This is a genomic window from Mucilaginibacter sp. 21P, from assembly GCF_019331605.1.
Taxonomy (GTDB): domain Bacteria; phylum Bacteroidota; class Bacteroidia; order Sphingobacteriales; family Sphingobacteriaceae; genus Mucilaginibacter; species Mucilaginibacter achroorhodeus.
Window position 1 is genome coordinate 1,823,182 of record NZ_CP063061.1, and the last position, 18,228, is coordinate 1,841,409.

Here is an 18,228-nt window from a genome sequence, read left to right on the forward strand (position 1 = left end):
TTAGTTCTTTACCAGCTTATCTGCTATAAGGCTTTGCAGGTCGTCGTCGTTTATATCCAGTTTGCTATCAGCAAGAGTTAAAAAGCGCTGATAGGCTTCATAAAGCTCATCTTTATCCAGTTTATAGCCCAATCTTTCCAGGTGGAATTTCAAAGCATGGCGGCCGCTGCGGGCAGTCAAAACAATGCTTGCACTTGGGAAACCTACATCTTCTGGTTTAATGATCTCGTAATTTTCACGGTTTTTAAGGAAACCATCCTGGTGGATACCTGAGCTGTGTGCGAAAGCGTTAGCACCTACAATAGCCTTATTTGGCTGCACTGGCATACGCATCTGCGAGCTTACCATACGGCTCATCTCATAGAAATTTTTGCTGTTTACGTTGGTGTACAAGCCAAGTGCTGCGTGTGTTTTCAGCACCATCACCACCTCCTCGATAGAGGTGTTACCTGCACGCTCGCCGATACCGTTGATTGTACCTTCTACCTGTCGGGCACCGTTCTGTAAACCGGCTATGGAGTTAGCGGTTGCTAAACCCAGATCGTTATGGCAATGCACAGAGATAATGGCCTTATCGATGTTTTTAACGTTTTCTTTCAGGAACTTGATCTTAGCACCATACTGGTCTGGTAAACAGTAACCGTTTGTATCCGGGATATTAACCACCGTAGCACCGGCAGCTATCACAGCCTCAACCATTTGCGCCAGGAAAACCACATCTGCACGGCCTGCATCTTCGGCATAAAACTCAATATCTTCTACTGCCTTTTTGGCGTATTTTACAGCATCAACCGCACGTTCCAAAATTTCTTCGCGGGTGCTGTTGAATTTATGTTTAATGTGCTGATCTGATGAACCAATACCTGTATGGATACGCGGATGTTTAGCATATTTTAAAGCTTCGATTGCTGAATCGATATCACCCTTGTTAGCGCGGGTAAGTGCACAAACAGTAGGGGCAGATACAGCCTTGGATATCTCCATAACGCTCTGGAAATCGCCGGGGCTTGATACCGGGAAACCTGCCTCAATAATATCCACGCCAAGCGTTTCCAGCTCGCGGGCTATCTCTATCTTTTCCGGGGTTGTTAGCTGGCAACCCGGTACCTGCTCGCCATCGCGAAGCGTGGTATCAAAAACGTAAACGCGGTTTGGATCGTGTAACATATTTCTTCGTTTTGTATTAGTTTTAATATCGGGTAGTTAGTATCAAGTATTTATTCAAGCTCTGCGATGTCTTGCTACTTGATACGATATACTTGCTACTCTTTAACAGCTGTAAATCTTAATCTTACGTAGTCTGCGTACCATTGGCCGTTCTCGTTGTAATGCGGCTCAAGCAGTTCGGTAACTTCTGTAAGCATTTGTTTTTTCTCTTCTTCGGGGATGCCAACCAAATAAAGGGGCGCAAACATGGTGATCCATTTAGCTACGCCCTGGTCGCCGTCCTGCAGCGGTGTTTTTCGATCGAAATGGGCCGCAAACGTTACCCTGAAGCCTTGCGCTTCTAACCGTGCGGCATATTCTGCCAGCGACGGGAAATACCACACCTCGGTTTTGGATTGTTTTGCATAGCCGTGGTTGATAAGCACCTGTTTTGTAGCGGCTATCAGTTTGCCTACGTTGCCTTTGCCACCCATCTCGGCTACAAAGCGACCGCCCGGTTTAAGTGAGTCATATACGCTCTTGATAACCGCATCGGCATTGCGTATCCAATGCAGGGTAGCATTTGAAAACACGGCATCAAACTTTTCATCGAAATGAAAATCGGCACCATCAGCCACAAAGAAATCTACGTTACTATAAGTTTCACGTGCTTTCTTTATCATTTCCGGAGATGAATCGATACCGGTTGCTACTGCACCCAGCTTTTGTATTTCATTTGTTAAATGCCCCGTACCACAGCCCAGGTCAAGGATGTGTTCGCCCGGTTTAACATCAAGCATTTCCAACACACTCTCGCCGTATTGAAATACGAAAGCATGTTTGTTATCATATAATTCAGCGTTCCACTTCATTTTTAGTCATTGGGTCATTAGTCATTGAGTCATTATTTTAACTTTTGACTTTTCAATTTTGACTTATAAATACTCCAGCACTTTTTGGCCCATGGCTTTGGTGCCTAATATTTTTGCTTTGTCGGTATTACTATCAGCAATGTCGCCGGTGCGGTAACCGTCTTTTAATGTTTTGTCGATAGCGGCGGTTATCTTTTTGGCTTCTTCTTTTAGGCCGAAGCTGATCTCCAGCATTAGCGCAACCGATAGGATGGAAGCCAGCGGGTTAGCTTTGTCCTGACCGGCAATATCATGTGCCGAACCGTGGATAGGCTCAAAGAAACCCGTACCATCACCAACCGAAGCTGATGCTAGCATACCCATAGAGCCTGCTATCTGCGATGCCTCATCGGTAAGGATATCACCGAAAAGGTTGGCGGTTAATACTACATCAAACTTTTTAGGGTTCTTAACCAGTTGCATGGCTGCGTTATCAATAAACATGTGCTCGGTCTCAACATCAGGGTATTGTTTGGCAATTTCCTGCACTACCTCGCGCCATAGGCGTGAAGCCTCTAAAACGTTAGCCTTATCAACTGAACATAACCTTTTGCCGCGTACGCGTGCTGCTTCATAAGCTTTGATGGCGATACGCTCAACTTCGTAACGTGAATAGATCATCAGGTCTGACGCTGTGTTGCGGTCATCACTGCGTTTTTTCTCACCGAAATAAACATCTCCGGTCAGTTCACGGAAGAACAAAATATCAGTACCGCGCAGTATCTCCGGTTTAAGGCTCGATGCATCCAATAACTCATCAAACAGCATAATAGGGCGCAGGTTGGCATATAAGCCCAGTTCCTTGCGGATCTTTAACAAACCCTGCTCAGGGCGAACTTTTGCCGATGGATCATTATCATATTTGATGTGGCCGATAGCGCCAAACAGGATGGCATCACTTGCCTTTGCTTTCTCAAGCGTTTCATCAGGCAGTGGGTTGCCCGTAGCCTCGATACCGGCGTGACCCATCAGCGCCTCGTCAAACGTAAACTCATGGCCAAAATCAGAACCAATTTTCTCTAAAACCGCTTTACCCCAGGTTGTCACCTCGGGGCCAATACCATCGCCCGGTATTACTAATATGTGTTTTTGAACTCCCATGCCACCATACCCCTTAAAGGGGGATTTTTGTTGTGTTAATTTTTATTAATTCCGCGCACTTCTTTAAGTTTCATTACCATTTGTTGTGCGTGGGTTGGTATCCAGTTATTGTACTCTTCAATTGCTTTAAGGCGGTCTGCATCGCTGATGTATCCTTCATCAACTATCTGGTTCATTTGCGCAACAGACGACCAAATGCCCACTTTATGCTCAAAGTTCGCATTACCTTTTGTGTAAACCTCATTAGCTTCAAGCACCTCAATACCCTGCAAACCGGCTTCTTTAAAAAGCTCAGGCAAGCTATTAGCCATTATGTTATCCATGCCGGCCTCTGAGCGCCATCTCAGGAAGGTGGCATAGAACTGCCTCATACTTGCAGGCGGTTCGGGCAGCCATTCCAGTGCCTCGTGGTTATAGTCGAGGATGGACAGAATGCCGTTGGGCTTTAACAAACTTTTTAGCTTGTTCACCGCTTTCTGCGGATCACTTAGCCATTGTAATGTTCTTGCACTTACGATCAGGTCGAACTTCTCTTCCGGTTCGTAAGTGTAAAGATCAGCGTGATAAAGTTCAAGGTTTTCTATATCAGCGTAAGTTTCCCTGCCGCTTTCAATAAAATATTGAGTGTTATCAATTCCAGTAACCCTGCCGGTTGGCCCAACCAGTTTGGCAATATCTTTCGATATAGCACCGGTACCGCAGCCCACATCAAGCACGCGCAGCCCCTGTTTTAACAGCGGCTGTAAAGTGGCATAGTCGGCAGCTAAACTGCGTTCATCGAACAGTTTTGCGGTGCCTTTGCCTTCGCGTTTTATCTCTTTTTGAGTTGTGTTCATCAGTTCACTGGTTCAATAGTTCATTTGTACTTCAATGCACTATTTTGCTTCTTCAAACTCTTCTATTTTATTTTTTTGGCTAAGGATGTAGTCAATATCATCATAACCGTTTATCATGCAGGCTTTTTTGTAAGCATTAACTTCAAAGTGTTCCTGTTCGCCTGTGGCGGAAATTTTGATAAACTGGTTTTCCAGATCGATCTCTACTTCGGCAGTATGATCGGCAGCCACAGCATCAAAGATCTTCTGCAGGAAATCGTCGCTTACCTGCACCGGCAACAAGCCATTGTTTAGGGCGTTGCCTTTAAAAATATCAGCGAAAAAGCTGCTTACTACAGCATCAAAGCCGTAATCGGCAATGGCCCAGGCGGCATGCTCGCGGCTACTGCCGCAACCGAAGTTTTTACCTGCTACCAGCACCTTACCGCTGTAGGTAGGGTTGTTCAGCACAAAATCAGGTTTGGGCTGGTCGTTCTCATCAAAACGCCAGTCGCGAAACAAGTTGTTGCCAAAACCATCGCGGGTAGTAGCCTTTAAGAAACGGGCCGGGATGATCTGGTCAGTATCGATGTTCTCAATAGCCAAAGGCACCACCGGTGTTTGTATGTGTTTGAATATTTTAGTCGCCATTTGAATCAGAATTTACAGGATTTAAGAATTTTCAAAATCCTGTTTGGTGTTCTAATTATTGTTAATTTTAATGTTATATCTCGGGTTGAATATCAACTTATATTGTAGGCTTTGGCTTCCAAAATTAATTAGTAAACCAATCGGGAAATCGTAAGCAACAGTATAGTTTTTAGCCTGTGCCAGATGAACATCTTCTAAATTAATTATTGCCTTCAATTCCAAACATAGTCTACCTTCGATCACGAAGTCAGCTCGTCTTGAGCCAACTTCAATACCGTCATAAAATATCGTATGCTCTTGTTCTCTCACGAAGTTTACACCTGCGTTTGCCAATTCAATCGCCAAACATCTTTGGTAAATCACTTCTTGAAAACCATTGCCAAGGGTGTTATGAACTTTCATAGCACAACCAATCACTTTATACGTTAGTTCGTCTTTTTCCATTCTGTTAATTCACTAATTTTGTGAATTCTGATTCAGAAATGAACGTATATCCGTCACTTTACCCGTAATTGCACTTGCTGCTGCGGTTAGCGGACTGGCAAGGAAGGTGCGGCTGTTAGGGCCTTGTCTTCCTTCAAAATTGCGGTTTGAGGTTGATACACAGTATTTACCTGCCGGTATCTTATCCTCATTCATACCTAAACATGCGCTGCATCCCGGTTCGCGTAACGGGAAACCTGCTGCGTCGAATATCTTGTCCAGGCCTTCGCGGATGGCTTGTTCCTGTACTTGTTTTGAACCGGGTACTACCCATACGGTAACATTATCTGCTTTGTGTTTGCCCTTTACAAATTCGGCAACCTGGCGCAGGTCTTCAATACGCGAGTTGGTACAGCTGCCGATAAATACGTAGTCGATAGGTTTGCCTAACAATTGCTCATCATCATGCAGGCCCATGTAGTCAAGGGCTTTTTTGTATGATACCTGCTCTTTTACATCAAAAGAAGCAGTCTCAGGTACGTGTTGTGTAACACCGATGCCCATACCCGGGTTGGTACCGTAAGTGATCATCGGTTCAATATCTTCTGCGCGGAAGGTTAAAACGCTGTCAAACGCTGCATCATCGTCAGAGTAAAGCGTTTGCCAGTAAGCAACTGCTTTGTCCCACTCTTCGCCTTTAGGAGCAAATTCGCGGCCTTTAACGTAGTTAATGGTGGTTTCGTCAGGCGCTATCAGACCGCAACGGGCACCCATCTCGATGCTCATGTTACAAATGGTCATGCGGCCTTCCATGCTTAATGAGCGGATGGTATCGCCGGCGTACTCAACTGCGTAGCCGGTACCGCCTGCGGCAGAGATCTGGGCAATGATGTAAAGGATAATATCCTTTGCGCCAACGCCGTTCTGAAGTTTGCCGTTCACTTCAATCTTCATACGTTTAGGGCGCGATTGAAGCAGGCACTGGGTAGCCAAAACCTGCTCAACCTGCGATGTGCCTATACCAAATGCTATGGCGCCAAAAGCGCCGTGCGTTGAGGTATGGCTGTCGCCGCAAACGTAAGTACCGCCGGGGCGGGTGATGCCCAGTTCAGGGCCTATAACGTGGACGATACCCTGGTACGGATGCCCCAAACCGTAAAGCTCAATGCCGAACTCTTTACAGTTTTTGGTAAGCATATCTACCTGGTATCGGGAAAGTTCTTCTTTAATGGGGAGGTGCTGGTCCCAGGTCGGGACGTTGTGGTCGGCTGTGGCAACGGTTTGTTGCGGCCTGAAAACCGGTAACCCTCTCTGACGCAAACCATCAAATGCCTGCGGACTGGTTACCTCGTGAATAAAATGCGTGTCGATGTACAAGATATCCGGGAAGCCTTCAGCGCTACTGACGACGTGCGCGTCCCATATCTTATCAAATAATGTTTGTCCCATATTAGTATCAAGTAGTGAGTATCAGGTATCAAGTAAACTTTCAATCGATACAAGTATTCTTTTATGAAAAGTAGCAAGTATAAGCATCCGTATCAAAAAATCCTGATACTTGATACTAAATACTTGCTACTTAAAGAAAATTACGCTTCTACAGCCTGGTTCTCAGGGCGTAAGCTGCGTACGGTTTTACCCGCTTGCCACATTTCGCTTTCGCGAAGTTCGCGTAATTCTTCGTTTAATTTTTCGCGGTAATCCGGCTGGCTGTTTGAGTCGATAGAACGTTGAGATTCTTTACCGGTAGCAACGCTATCGTAAAGTTTTTCAAATACCGGTTTAGTAGCATCGCGGAACTCTTTCCACCAGTCTAACGCACCGCGTTGTGCAGTGGTTGAACAGTTTGCGTACATCCAGTCCATACCGTTCTCAGCTACCAATGGCATCAAAGATTGGGTTAATTCTTCAACAGTTTCGTTGAAAGCCTCAGAAGGTGAGTGGCCTTTGCTGCGCAATACATCGTACTGTGCCGCGAAGATACCTTGCACACAACCCATTAAAGTACCACGCTCGCCGGTAAGGTCGCTGAATACTTCTTTTTTGAAATCGGTCTCGAACAGGTAACCGCTACCTACTGCAATCCCTAATGCAATAACGCGCTCCTGTGCTTTACCGGTTGCATCCTGGAATATAGCGAAGCTTGAGTTTAAGCCACGGCCTTGCAGGAACATGCGGCGTAATGAAGTACCTGAACCTTTTGGTGCAACCAGGAATACGTCCACATCAGCAGGTGGAACGATTCCAGTTTGCTCTTTAAAAGTGATACCGAAACCGTGAGAGAAGTAAAGCGCTTTACCAGGGGTTAAGTGCTTTTTAACAGTTGGCCAAAGTTCAATCTGGGCAGCATCGCTAAGCAGGTAGCAAATGATGGTACCGCGCTCTAAAGCCTCTTCGATCTCAAAAAGGGTTTCGCCCGGAACAAAGCCATCACTTACAGCTTTATCCCATGATTTTGAATCTTTACGCTGACCAACAATAACGTTGATGCCGTTATCTTTTTGGTTTAGCGCCTGGCCCGGGCCTTGTACACCATAACCAATTACAGCTACGGTTTCATTTTTTAATACTTCCTGAGCTTTTGCTAAAGGAAACTCCTCGCGGGTTACTACATTCTCTTCAGTACCGCCGAAATTTAGTTTTGCCATTGTTTTTGTTTTTACTTGATTACACCGATGTGATTTGATGATTACACCGATTGTTATTTGTATAGTTCTTGTAAATAGTTACTTAATTGTTTCTGAATCAGAATTTTCAGAATTAATGGATTTACAGAATTCTAAAATTATGAAGCTTTTTCATTTTTCAGCCATGCAGGATTCTGTGAATTTTTAAATCCTGTAAATTCTGATCCTTACATCGTAAACACCTTTTGCCCTTTATTCAGGTATTCGTTCTCAATTACCTCTTCGCCCGGTTCAAGGCGTTCAAACTCGCGCAGTTTGCTGTTGAAGCCCTCGCTGTCTTTAATGATTGCTACACGGGCGCTGCGTACAAATTCGATCAAGCCATAAGGCTGAAGGATCTTGATCAGGTTATCGGTCTCCTCGCGGTGGCCGGTTGCCTCAAACACGGTATAATCCTTACGGATGGTTACCGCACGCGCACCATTTTCGCGCAACAAACGCTCTACGCTTACTTTCTCGGCAATTACATCTGTAGACACCTTGTACAGCGCCATTTCCTGCCAAACTACATCAGCATTGGTATGGTAGTATACTTTTAATACTTCTACCTGCTTCTCAATCTGGCGGGTAAGTTTGCGCACCACCTCTTCCGACTCTGTGATCACGATATTAAAACGGTGAATACTATCGATCTCTGATGGAGATGTGTTCAAACTGTCGATATTTATTTTTCGACGGGTAAATATAATAGCTATCCGGTTTAGTAACCCTATCTGGTTCTCGGTGTAAACCGTGATGTTAAATTCCTGCTTATCAGTTTCCTGGATTTCCATTGTCTTAGTTTTTAAGTTCCCCCTTCAGGGGGGTAGGGGGCCTTTATTTTAACCTGATCTCTGCTACGCTGCAACCTTGCGGTACCATCGGGAATACGTTATTCTCTTTAGTAACGAAAACTTCTAAAAGGAATGAGCCTTCGTGAGCCAGCATTTCTTTCAATGAACTTTCCAGTTCGCCACGGTCTGATATTGATTTACCTGCAATGCCATATCCTTTAGCAACGGTTACAAAATCTGGGCTTTGGATATCCACGAACGAGTAACGACGCTGATTGAATAATTCCTGCCATTGGCGCACCATACCCAGGAAACGGTTGTTAAGTATAACAATCTTAACATTGATGCCAGATTGCATAATGGTACCCAACTCCTGCAAGGTCATCTGGAAACCGCCATCGCCAATGATGGCAACCACTTCGCGATCTTGCGCACCGAATTTAGCGCCGATAGCAGCGGGCAAAGCGAAGCCCATTGTACCTAAACCACCACTGGTAACGTTGCTGCGGGTTTTGTTGAACTTGGCATAACGGCAAGCCACCATCTGGTGCTGACCAACGTCAGTTACGATAACAGCATCGCCGTTGGTTAACTCATTAAGATGTTTGATCACCTCACCCATGGTCATTTCCTCGGTAGAAGGATTTAACTCTTCGTGGATAACCTGCTCAATTTCCTGGCGGGTATATTCATTAAAAGTGTTTAACCAATCGGTATGCTCGCGTTTATCAATTAGCTGCGTAAGCATTGGGATGGTTTCTTTGCAGTCGCCCCATACCGGTACGGTTGATTTTACGTTTTTGTCTATCTCGGCAGGGTCAATATCCAGGTGGATAACCTTGGCTTGTTTAGCGTATTTATCCAAACGACCAGTTACACGATCATCGAAGCGCATACCTATCGCTATCAATACATCGCATTCGTTGGTTAAAACGTTAGGGCCGTAGTTGCCGTGCATGCCCAGCATACCCACATTTTGCGGATGATCTGTAGGGATGGCACCCGCGCCAAGGATGGTCCATGCTGCAGGGATACCGCTTTTTTCAACAAAGGCTTTAAATTCTTTTTCGGCCTCCCCCAAAATAACGCCTTGGCCCCAAATGATAAATGGTTTTTGAGCGCTGTTGATCAGCTCTGCAGCCTGCTGAATATATTGCGGCCTAACAATAGGTTTTGGCCTGTAGCTGCGGATATGGTTACAAGGTGTATAACCCTCGTAGTTGAATTTCTGGATCTGTGCATTCTTAGTAATATCTATCAACACCGGGCCTGGCCTTCCGCTGCGCGCGATATAGAAGGCTTTGGCAAGCACTTCAGGAATCTCCGTAGCATCAGTTACCTGGTAGTTCCATTTGGTAATAGGGGTGGTGATATTGATCACATCGGTTTCCTGGAAGGCGTCGGTACCTAAAAGGTGCGCAAATACCTGCCCGGTTATACAAACCAATGGAGTGCTGTCTATCTGTGCATCGGCAAGGCCGGTAACCAGGTTGGTAGCACCGGGGCCACTGGTAGCAAACACAACGCCTACTTTACCGGAGCTGCGCGCATAGCCCTGGCCGGCGTGGATACCGCCCTGTTCATGACGGACCAGGATATGGTTCAGTTTTTCGCTGTAGTCATAAAGTGCATCATAGATAGGCATAATTGCACCACCCGGATAACCAAAAATGGTATCCACACCTTCAACTATCAGTGCCTCTAATAAAGCTTCTGAGCCTGATAATTCTACCGCCTGCGCTTTAGCCGTTTCGGCCTTAGCATCGCTGATCTCCTGTGTGATTGTTTGTGTTTCCATAAAGCCCCCCGTCCCCCCTAAAGGGGGAGTGTTTGTTTAATTGTTTATCGTTAATGCCCTTTTATTTCCCCTTTAGAGGGTAGGGGGCATTCTAAAATTCATCCGTTACGCAACCTTCGGCTGCATTGCTTACCGTTTTGGCATAGCGGTATAAAAGCCCTTTGCTTACTTTTAATGCAGGCTGTGTCCAGGCAGCTTTGCGGGCTGCCAATTCTTCGTCAGATATTTTAAGGTTGATGCTATTTGTGGTAGCGTCGATCTCTATCAGATCGTTATCCTGTACTAAACCAATAACACCACCTTTGTAAGCCTCAGGTGTAATGTGGCCTACCACAAAACCATGTGTACCACCGCTGAAACGGCCATCGGTAATTAACGCTACCGACGCACCTAAACCGGCCCCATAAATGGCCGAGGTCGGTTTCAGCATCTCGGGCATACCCGGTGCGCCAACAGGGCCAACGTTGCGAATAACCACAACATCACCTGCTTTAACACGACCATTAGTAATACCATCTATCAGATCAAACTCGCCATCAAATGTGCGGGCAGGGCCTGAGAAACGCTCGCCTTCTTTACCGCTGATCTTGGCTACGCTGCCGCCTTCTGCAAGGTTTCCGTAAAGGATCTGCAGGTGACCGGTAGCTTTCACCGGTTTTTCAACCCGCCAGATGATATCCTGCTTGCTGAAGTCCAATCCCGGTACTTCGGCTAAGTTCTCAGCTATGGTTTTACCGGTAACCGTTAAACAATCGCCGTGTAGCATGCCTTGTTCAAGCAGGTATTTCATAACTGCTGGCACACCACCGACATTGTGCAGGTCGGTCATCATGTATTTACCGCTCGGCTTCATATCGGCCAGTACCGGTATACGATCACTGATGGTCTGGAAATCATCCTGCGTTACTTTTACGCCGATGCTTTTTGCCATCGCTATCATGTGCAATACCGCGTTGGTGCTGCCGCCCAATACCATGATAACCACCATTGCATTCTCAAATGCTTTGCGGGTCATGATATCGCTTGGTTTGATGTCTTTCTCTAACAACACACGAATAGCTTTACCCGCTGCTAAACACTCAGCTTTTTTCTCATCGCTCAATGCAGGGTTGCTTGATGAATACGGCAAGCTCATGCCTAAAGCCTCGATAGCTGCAGCCATGGTATTGGCGGTGTAAACACCACCACATGCGCCAGCGCTTGGACAAGCATTTTTGATCACACCTAAAAAATCTTCGGGAGTGATGGTGCCGGCAATCTTTTTACCTAAGGCCTCGAAAGCCGATACAATGTTAAGATCTTCGCCTTTCCAATGCCCCGGGTGGATGGTACCGCCGTATACCATAATAGAAGGGCGGTTTAAACGGCCCATAGCTATAATAGAGCCAGGCATGTTCTTATCACAGCCCGGCAATGCAATCAGACCATCATAATATTGTGCACCGGTAATAGCCTCAATTGAATCGGCAATAACATCGCGACTGATCAATGAGTAGCGCATACCCGGTGTACCATTACCCATGCCATCGCTAACGCCAATGGTATTGAAGATAAGGCCTACCATATCGCTGTCCCAAACGCCTTGCTTAACAAGTTGTGCCAGATCATTAAGGTGCATGTTACAGGTATTGCCATCATAACCCATGCTGGCAACACCTACTTGTGCCTTCTTCATGTCATCGTCGGTCAAGCCAATGCCGTAGAGCATAGCCTGTGCTGCGGGTTGAGTAGGGTCTTGCGTAAAAGTTTTGCTGTATTTGTTTATTTCTACAGCGTTTAAGGTATCCTGTTGCAAACTCATATTATGTAATGGCAATGTGCCTTAAGCGTTTAATTTAGTCCCCGGCTTAGCGGGTTGTTTTTCATTTCTGTAAGTTAGGGATCGGCGTTTTTAAACACAATAGCAAGCAACTGATTTTTTTATTTAGAACATTATTCTATATAAATCTTATTTTATTATTTATATTCTTATTTATATAATTTATACAGAATATAATTCTTTAACTACTATACCAAAATTCAAAACGGTATTCGGTACAAATTTTATGCGTGCATAGTAAGTTTTGAAAATTCGGCGTGAAATGGGGAACTGTGGAGATAATAGTTGATTTGCGGGAGATAAAATAAGGGTCTGTTTTAAATGATGGTGTTACTCTTAGTGAGTTGTGTAAGGATGGCATTATATTTAATTGCTAAATGATTTTAGATAGGTTTTTTATATTTTGCAGAATAAACAAATCACAATAGTATATGAATCTTGAGGAAAAACTTTTAGCTGAAGTAGACAAAAAAAGATCAGAATTTAGAACTGATAATTATAGTATGTCTATTGGCGAGTTATTGAACTTATATGAAAAAGGTGAAATAGTAATTAATCCTGATTTTCAAAGATATTTTCGTTGGACTGATTTGCAAAAAACAAAGTTGATTGAATCAATTATATTGGGTATTCCCGTTCCGCCAATTTTTGTTTTTCAACGTGACGATGGTATTTGGGAAGTAGTAGATGGCCTTCAAAGAATTAGCACCTTAATACAGTTTATGGGAGGGCAATTACCCGTAATTCCTGAAGTCCCAGCAAAAGGCAAGCTTGTTTTAAAAGGGACAAAATATTTACCAAGTTTAGAAAATTCTGTTTGGGAGGTCAAAAATGCTGATGAAAAAGAGTTACCACCATCTTTAAAACTGTTTATCAAAAGAGCAAAACTAAATTTTTCAATAATTTTAAGTGGTTCTGGTAAAGATGCAAAGTTTGAAGTATTTCAAAGGCTAAATACTGGGGGTAGTTACGCGTCTGATCAAGAAGTTCGGAATAGTGTCATGATAATGATTAATAAACCAAAATTTGAATGGTTTAAAGCATTATCACAGAACGAAGCGTTTGTAGAAACTACATCTTTGTCTGATAGGCTCACTGATGAGCAGTATCCTATGGAGCTTGTTTTGAGACATATAGCTTTATTACATTTCGATTATTCTCCCAAAAAAGAATTGAGTGATTTTTTTGATGATATTACAGAGTTGATTTTATCTGAGCCGGGTTATCCTCTGGAAAAATTTAGTGAACAGTTTGTGGGTACTTTTGACTTATTGAATAAGTTGGAAGGCGACAATGTATTTAAACGTTTTGACGGGAATGTTTTCAAAGGAAAGTTTTTGGAGTCGGCTTATGAGGCAGTATCTGTTGGAGTAGCATTTAATTTAAGCAGTTATAAGTTACCTGATGATATTGATTTTTTGAGAGCGAAAATTAAAAATCTTCATACTGAAGAACATTTTAGAAAGTATACTGGGTCTGGTTCAAATGCTAAGACAAGAATACCCAACATACTGCCTTTCGCTAAAGAATACTTCAAAAAATAATGGCAAAGGATTTATATACATACGATAGTTTATCAAATAAGTTGTATGATGAACTCGGATGGCGACGCAAAGAACTTCTTCTTGTTAAAAATTTTATCCCAACAGAAAAAAATACTGTTCAATCTGCGATGCTGAGAGCTGCGCTTCCATTATTATATGCTCACTGGGAAGGTTTCGTCAAATTGACGATGTCTTATTACTTAGAATTTGTTTCTAAAAGATTTTTGAAACATTATAAACTGAATACGAAATTCATTGCTTTATCTCTGCAAAACAAGATTGGTGACTTGGCAAGCGCTGATTTTGAAAATCGCGTAAAAATAATTGATTTTATACTTAACAAGTTTAATTCTCAATCTAATATACCTAAAAGAAATATAATCAATACAAAATCCAATTTAACATTTAGTGTTTTAAAGGAAATACTATTCATTTTGGACATAGACAGTACTCATATAGAAGGAAAAAAATCGTTAATAAACGATTTGGTTGATACAAGAAATCATATTGCCCATGGAGAATATAAAATACTCGATTATGGAACTTTTCTGAACTTTTATGATGACGTGTTATCTCTTATGGAATTTTTAAAAACTTCTATAGAGAATGATGCAACGTTGAAAAAGTATCAGGTTGAAAGAAAAGATTATGACAATATTTTTGATTTGCAGTTGGCAGTTGCGGCACCATAGTAAATAACAAAAAAAGCCCGGACATTTGCCCGGGCTTTTTCATAAAGAAAATTTTTTTGATTACTTGTGTGTAATGCCTTCAGCTAAAACGGTTACCTTATTGTTTAAAGCTTCAACTACACCACCTTTGATAAAAAATACTTCTTCGGTAGCGCCTCTTACAGTCAGCTTGCCGTCGTTTAAAGTTGAGATGATAGGTGCGTGGTTATTTAATATTTCAAAAAAACCTAAAGTGCCCGGCAGGGTAACCGATTTGGCTTCGCCTTCAAATACTTTTTTATCGGGTGTAAGAATTTCTAAAGTCATGCTTGTAGTATCAAGTAGTTAGTATCGAGTATCAAGTAATTATTTTGATATCAAGTAGCCAGAAAAGATCTTGCTACTTGATACTGTATACTTGCTACTTAGCTATTCGCTTCAGCTAATAATTTTTTACCTTTTTCAATAGCATCTTCAATGCTACCTACAAGGTTAAATGCTGATTCTGGGTATTCGTCAACTTCGCCATCCATGATCATGTTGAAACCTTTGATGGTATCTTTGATATCAACCAATACACCTTTCAAACCGGTGAACTGCTCGGCAACGTGGAACGGCTGAGAAAGGAAACGCTGAACACGACGAGCACGGGTTACAGTCAGTTTATCTTCTTCAGAAAGCTCGTCCATACCTAAAATCGCGATGATATCCTGAAGTTCTTTGTAGCGCTGAAGGATCTCTTTAACACGTTGTGCAGTGTTGTAGTGCTCATCACCTAATACGGCTGGGCTAAGGATACGTGAAGTTGAATCCAGAGGGTCAACCGCAGGATAGATACCTAACTCGGCAATTTTACGTGAAAGTACAGTAGTAGCATCCAGGTGGGCGAAGGTTGTAGCCGGCGCAGGGTCGGTCAAGTCATCCGCAGGTACGTATACCGCTTGTACCGAAGTGATTGAACCACGTTTGGTAGAAGTGATACGCTCTTGCATGGTACCCATCTCTGTTGCCAAAGTTGGCTGGTAACCCACCGCTGATGGCATACGGCCTAATAGTGCCGATACCTCAGAACCTGCCTGGGTAAAGCGGAAAATGTTATCGATAAAGAATAATATATCGCGGCCTTTACCATCTTCATCACCATCGCGGAAATATTCTGCAATAGTTAGACCTGATAACGCCACACGTGCACGTGCACCAGGAGGCTCGTTCATCTGGCCAAAAACGAAGGTTGCTTTTGAATCTTTAAGGGCTTCGGTATCAATTTTAGATAGATCCCAACCACCTTCTTCCATAGAGTGCATAAAAGCATCACCGTATTTGATAATGCCCGATTCAAGCATCTCGCGAAGTAAGTCGTTACCTTCACGGGTACGCTCACCTACACCTGCAAATACTGATAAACCGGCATAAGCTTTTGCGATGTTGTTGATCAGCTCCTGGATCAATACGGTTTTACCTACACCAGCACCACCAAACAAACCAATTTTACCACCTTTAGCATAAGGCTCTAAAAGGTCGATAACTTTGATACCGGTGAACAATACCTCAGTTTCTGTAGAAAGATCTTCGAAACGCGGAGGGTTTGCGTGGATAGGGCGACCATTGGTTTTCTCAAGGTTAGGGATACCATCGATAGCATCACCAACCACGTTGAATACGCGGCCTTTGATGTTATCGCCGATAGGCATTTTAATCGCAGCTTCAGTATCTAAAACCGGCATTCCGCGTAATAAACCATCAGTTGAGTCCATCGCGATAGCACGTACACGATCTTCACCTAAGTGTTGTTGTACTTCTAAAACAACTTTCTGACCGTTCTCTTTTGTGATCTCGAGAGCGTCATAAATTTTAGGAAGATGTGCCTCATCAGCGAAGCTAACGTCCACTACCGGACCAATGATCCTTGATATTTTTCCAATGTTTGGCATATATAACCTGGTATTTTAAAGAATTTAAAATGAAACAGATAGTGTTTATACAAAGCACTGCTATTTCAGAGGCGCAAAGTTAAGCTTTATTACTAAAATATTAAACACTTGTGTCAACTTTTTATCGGCTTACAACCAGCACGTTGCGCAATCAGTTGTAACAGGTATTTTACAGGCTACCCGTACTGTAGCACTACCAGCTTAAAACTATTTTGCCCATGTGCGTACTGCCTTCCATCAGTTGATGGGCAGCGGAAGCTTCTGCCGCTTGGAAGGTTTTGTAAATGACAGGCTTGATCTTTCCGGAAGCGATCAACGGCCAGGCGTACTTTTCAAGGTTGGATGCGATAGCGGCTTTAAAAGCTACATCGCGGTTGCGTAGGGTTGATCCAGTAATAGTCAGCCGTTTGCGCATAATGAGGGAGAGGTCTAAGGCAACGTCTTTGCCTTTCATGGTATTGATCAATACCAAGCGACCATCTTCAGCCAGTATTTGCAGGTTTTGATCGGTGTAATCACCACCAACCATATCCAATATCACGTTTACGCCTTTACCATTGGTGAGCTCTTTTATTTGCTCGCTAAAATTTTCTTTTTTGTAATTGATGGCTTTTAGTGCGCCTAATTCCTCGCAAAACCGGCATTTATCTTCACTACCTGCTGTAACGTAAACTGTGCTGCCGAGCGCAACGCCCATTTGGATTGCTGTAACGCCGATGCCGCTGCTGCCACCATGCACTAACAACGATTCGCCGGGTTGTAGTTTGCCGCGGTCAAAAACATTGCTCCAAACGGTAAAGAAGGTTTCCGGCAGCGAAGCCGCCTCCCCAAAGGTAAGGTTACCTGGGATAGGCAAACATTGACCTTCCGGCGCGGCGCAGAATTCCGCATAGCCACCACCACTTACAAGGGCGCAAACCTTGTCCCCAATTTTAAAGCGGGTAACCTCTTTTCCTATTTGCGTTATTTCACCGGCAATTTCCAACCCTGGTATATCCGGCGATGCGCCTTCAGGTGGCGGGTAATTTCCCTTGCGCTGCGCAACATCGGGCCGGTTAACGCCTGATGCTTTCACTTTGATCAGCACCTCATTATGTTTAATGACGGGTAAAGGCCGCTCTTGCAATTGCAAAACATCCGGCGCGCCGGGTTGGGTAATAACGATGGCTTTCATGTTATGGTGAACGTTTACGGCCACCTTCTGGTTTTGAGTGTGCTACTTATGCATTGCTTTAACTGATTTACCTGAAAGGATGATAGCTGCACTATCGGCAATATCCAAATTGAGTTTATTAGCATAGCCGCGGCCTATATCTAATATCGTATAGTCTTTTAACTGCGCGTTCACATACCCAAATTGCATGCTTTTACTGCCCTTGGTTTCTGGTGACATTTCAAACATAACCTGGCTAGAATCTGCTTGCGAAATGTTTACTGTATCAAACCTTCGATTATCACTTTCTACCTCGAGATGCGATTTACCCCTTAAGTTGATAGTGATGTTTGCTTGCTTCAGTTTTTCAATTTCAAAATTGGTGTTGTTTCCGTCTACCGATAGCAATTGCGGAGCGAAAAGCCTAACCAAAACCGTACGGCTCATCCAATCCCGTTCGTTTAAGGTCTTGTATTTGTTTGGAAAAATCAGATGCAGTGTGTCGTCTTTCACGAACGTCTTAAATGTAACATCCTTTTCATATTCCTGCCAATCGTTAAGTACCCTTAACGAATATTTTTTGCTTGGTTGGAAAATTATCTGAGTTATGTTACCACCTTCTATTTTCAGGTGTTTGTATGGTTGCTCAAAAACAGGAGTGTAATTCCAGTATGGATCATTTTTATCTATTTTTTCATAAACGTTTTTCATGGCTATGTTAGCCAGGAAAATTCCTGCAAAGAGAATAGTTAAAAGTGTTGACACAATGATGTTGCTTAGTTTAAAGCGTGGTTTATTTTTCATT

Annotated in this window: 17 protein-coding genes; 2 read left to right on the forward strand and 15 right to left on the reverse strand. The window is 43.5% G+C overall.

Annotated elements, in window-relative coordinates; genetic code table 11:
• The 11 genes from INP83_RS08280 to ilvD form a co-directional block, all read right to left on the reverse strand.
• Complete coding sequence (locus INP83_RS08280; RefSeq protein ID WP_219127038.1) at positions 1-1,167, reverse strand: 2-isopropylmalate synthase; 1,167 nt, start codon at positions 1,165-1,167, stop codon at positions 1-3.
• Positions 1,168-1,262: 95 nt separating this feature from the next.
• A complete protein-coding gene (locus INP83_RS08285) occupies positions 1,263-2,018 on the reverse strand; it encodes a class I SAM-dependent methyltransferase (protein ID WP_219127039.1) in 756 nt (251 codons plus the stop codon).
• A gap of 63 nt (positions 2,019-2,081) precedes the next feature.
• Positions 2,082-3,158 (reverse strand): 3-isopropylmalate dehydrogenase, encoded by a 1,077-nt coding sequence (leuB, locus tag INP83_RS08290; RefSeq protein ID WP_219127040.1) that lies wholly within the window; start codon positions 3,156-3,158, stop codon positions 2,082-2,084.
• Positions 3,159-3,193: 35 nt separating this feature from the next.
• Positions 3,194-3,994: a methyltransferase domain-containing protein gene (locus INP83_RS08295; RefSeq protein ID WP_219127041.1), complete on the reverse strand. Its 801-nt coding sequence runs from the start codon at positions 3,992-3,994 to the stop codon at positions 3,194-3,196.
• A 39-nt stretch (positions 3,995-4,033) separates the two neighbouring features.
• Complete coding sequence (gene leuD, locus INP83_RS08300; protein ID WP_219127042.1) at positions 4,034-4,624, reverse strand: 3-isopropylmalate dehydratase small subunit; 591 nt, start codon at positions 4,622-4,624, stop codon at positions 4,034-4,036.
• A gap of 51 nt (positions 4,625-4,675) precedes the next feature.
• Positions 4,676-5,068 carry a GxxExxY protein gene (locus INP83_RS08305; RefSeq protein ID WP_219127043.1) on the reverse strand — a complete coding sequence of 131 codons (393 nt, stop codon included), beginning with the start codon at positions 5,066-5,068 and terminating at the stop codon, positions 4,676-4,678.
• 12 nt (positions 5,069-5,080) lie between these two features.
• Positions 5,081-6,496 carry a 3-isopropylmalate dehydratase large subunit gene (gene leuC / locus INP83_RS08310; protein ID WP_219127044.1) on the reverse strand — a complete coding sequence of 472 codons (1,416 nt, stop codon included), beginning with the start codon at positions 6,494-6,496 and terminating at the stop codon, positions 5,081-5,083.
• Between the two features lie 140 nt (positions 6,497-6,636).
• Complete coding sequence (ilvC, locus tag INP83_RS08315) at positions 6,637-7,695, reverse strand: ketol-acid reductoisomerase (protein WP_146268773.1); 1,059 nt, start codon at positions 7,693-7,695, stop codon at positions 6,637-6,639.
• 206 nt (positions 7,696-7,901) lie between these two features.
• A complete protein-coding gene (gene ilvN / locus INP83_RS08320; protein ID WP_117390892.1) occupies positions 7,902-8,507 on the reverse strand; it encodes an acetolactate synthase small subunit in 606 nt (201 codons plus the stop codon).
• 43 nt (positions 8,508-8,550) lie between these two features.
• Complete coding sequence (gene ilvB / locus INP83_RS08325; RefSeq protein ID WP_219127045.1) at positions 8,551-10,305, reverse strand: biosynthetic-type acetolactate synthase large subunit; 1,755 nt, start codon at positions 10,303-10,305, stop codon at positions 8,551-8,553.
• A 91-nt stretch (positions 10,306-10,396) separates the two neighbouring features.
• Positions 10,397-12,106 carry a dihydroxy-acid dehydratase gene (ilvD, locus tag INP83_RS08330; protein WP_219127046.1) on the reverse strand — a complete coding sequence of 570 codons (1,710 nt, stop codon included), beginning with the start codon at positions 12,104-12,106 and terminating at the stop codon, positions 10,397-10,399.
• A 449-nt stretch (positions 12,107-12,555) separates the two neighbouring features.
• Between ilvD and INP83_RS08335 the strand changes: the two genes are divergently transcribed.
• Together INP83_RS08335 and INP83_RS08340 are read left to right on the forward strand one after the other, a co-directional pair.
• Positions 12,556-13,668 (forward strand): DUF262 domain-containing protein, encoded by a 1,113-nt coding sequence (locus tag INP83_RS08335; protein WP_219127047.1) that lies wholly within the window; start codon positions 12,556-12,558, stop codon positions 13,666-13,668.
• Entirely contained in the window at positions 13,668-14,360 is a 693-nt protein-coding gene (locus INP83_RS08340) for an MAE_28990/MAE_18760 family HEPN-like nuclease (RefSeq protein ID WP_219127048.1), read from the forward strand. The genes INP83_RS08335 and INP83_RS08340 overlap by 1 nt, the downstream gene beginning before the upstream one ends.
• A gap of 60 nt (positions 14,361-14,420) precedes the next feature.
• Here the strand turns inward: INP83_RS08340 and atpC are convergent, their stop codons facing one another.
• From atpC to INP83_RS08360, 4 genes are all read right to left on the reverse strand, one after another.
• Positions 14,421-14,666 (reverse strand): ATP synthase F1 subunit epsilon, encoded by a 246-nt coding sequence (gene atpC / locus INP83_RS08345; RefSeq protein ID WP_117390887.1) that lies wholly within the window; start codon positions 14,664-14,666, stop codon positions 14,421-14,423.
• A gap of 98 nt (positions 14,667-14,764) precedes the next feature.
• Positions 14,765-16,270 carry a F0F1 ATP synthase subunit beta gene (atpD, locus tag INP83_RS08350; RefSeq protein WP_146268770.1) on the reverse strand — a complete coding sequence of 502 codons (1,506 nt, stop codon included), beginning with the start codon at positions 16,268-16,270 and terminating at the stop codon, positions 14,765-14,767.
• A gap of 193 nt (positions 16,271-16,463) precedes the next feature.
• The gene (locus INP83_RS08355; RefSeq protein WP_219127049.1) at positions 16,464-17,444 is read right to left on the reverse strand and encodes an NAD(P)H-quinone oxidoreductase; all 981 of its coding nucleotides are present in this window, start codon (positions 17,442-17,444) and stop codon (positions 16,464-16,466) included.
• Positions 17,445-17,486: 42 nt separating this feature from the next.
• Positions 17,487-18,227 carry a hypothetical protein gene (locus INP83_RS08360; RefSeq protein WP_219127050.1) on the reverse strand — a complete coding sequence of 247 codons (741 nt, stop codon included), beginning with the start codon at positions 18,225-18,227 and terminating at the stop codon, positions 17,487-17,489.
• Position 18,228 lies beyond the last annotated feature (1 nt).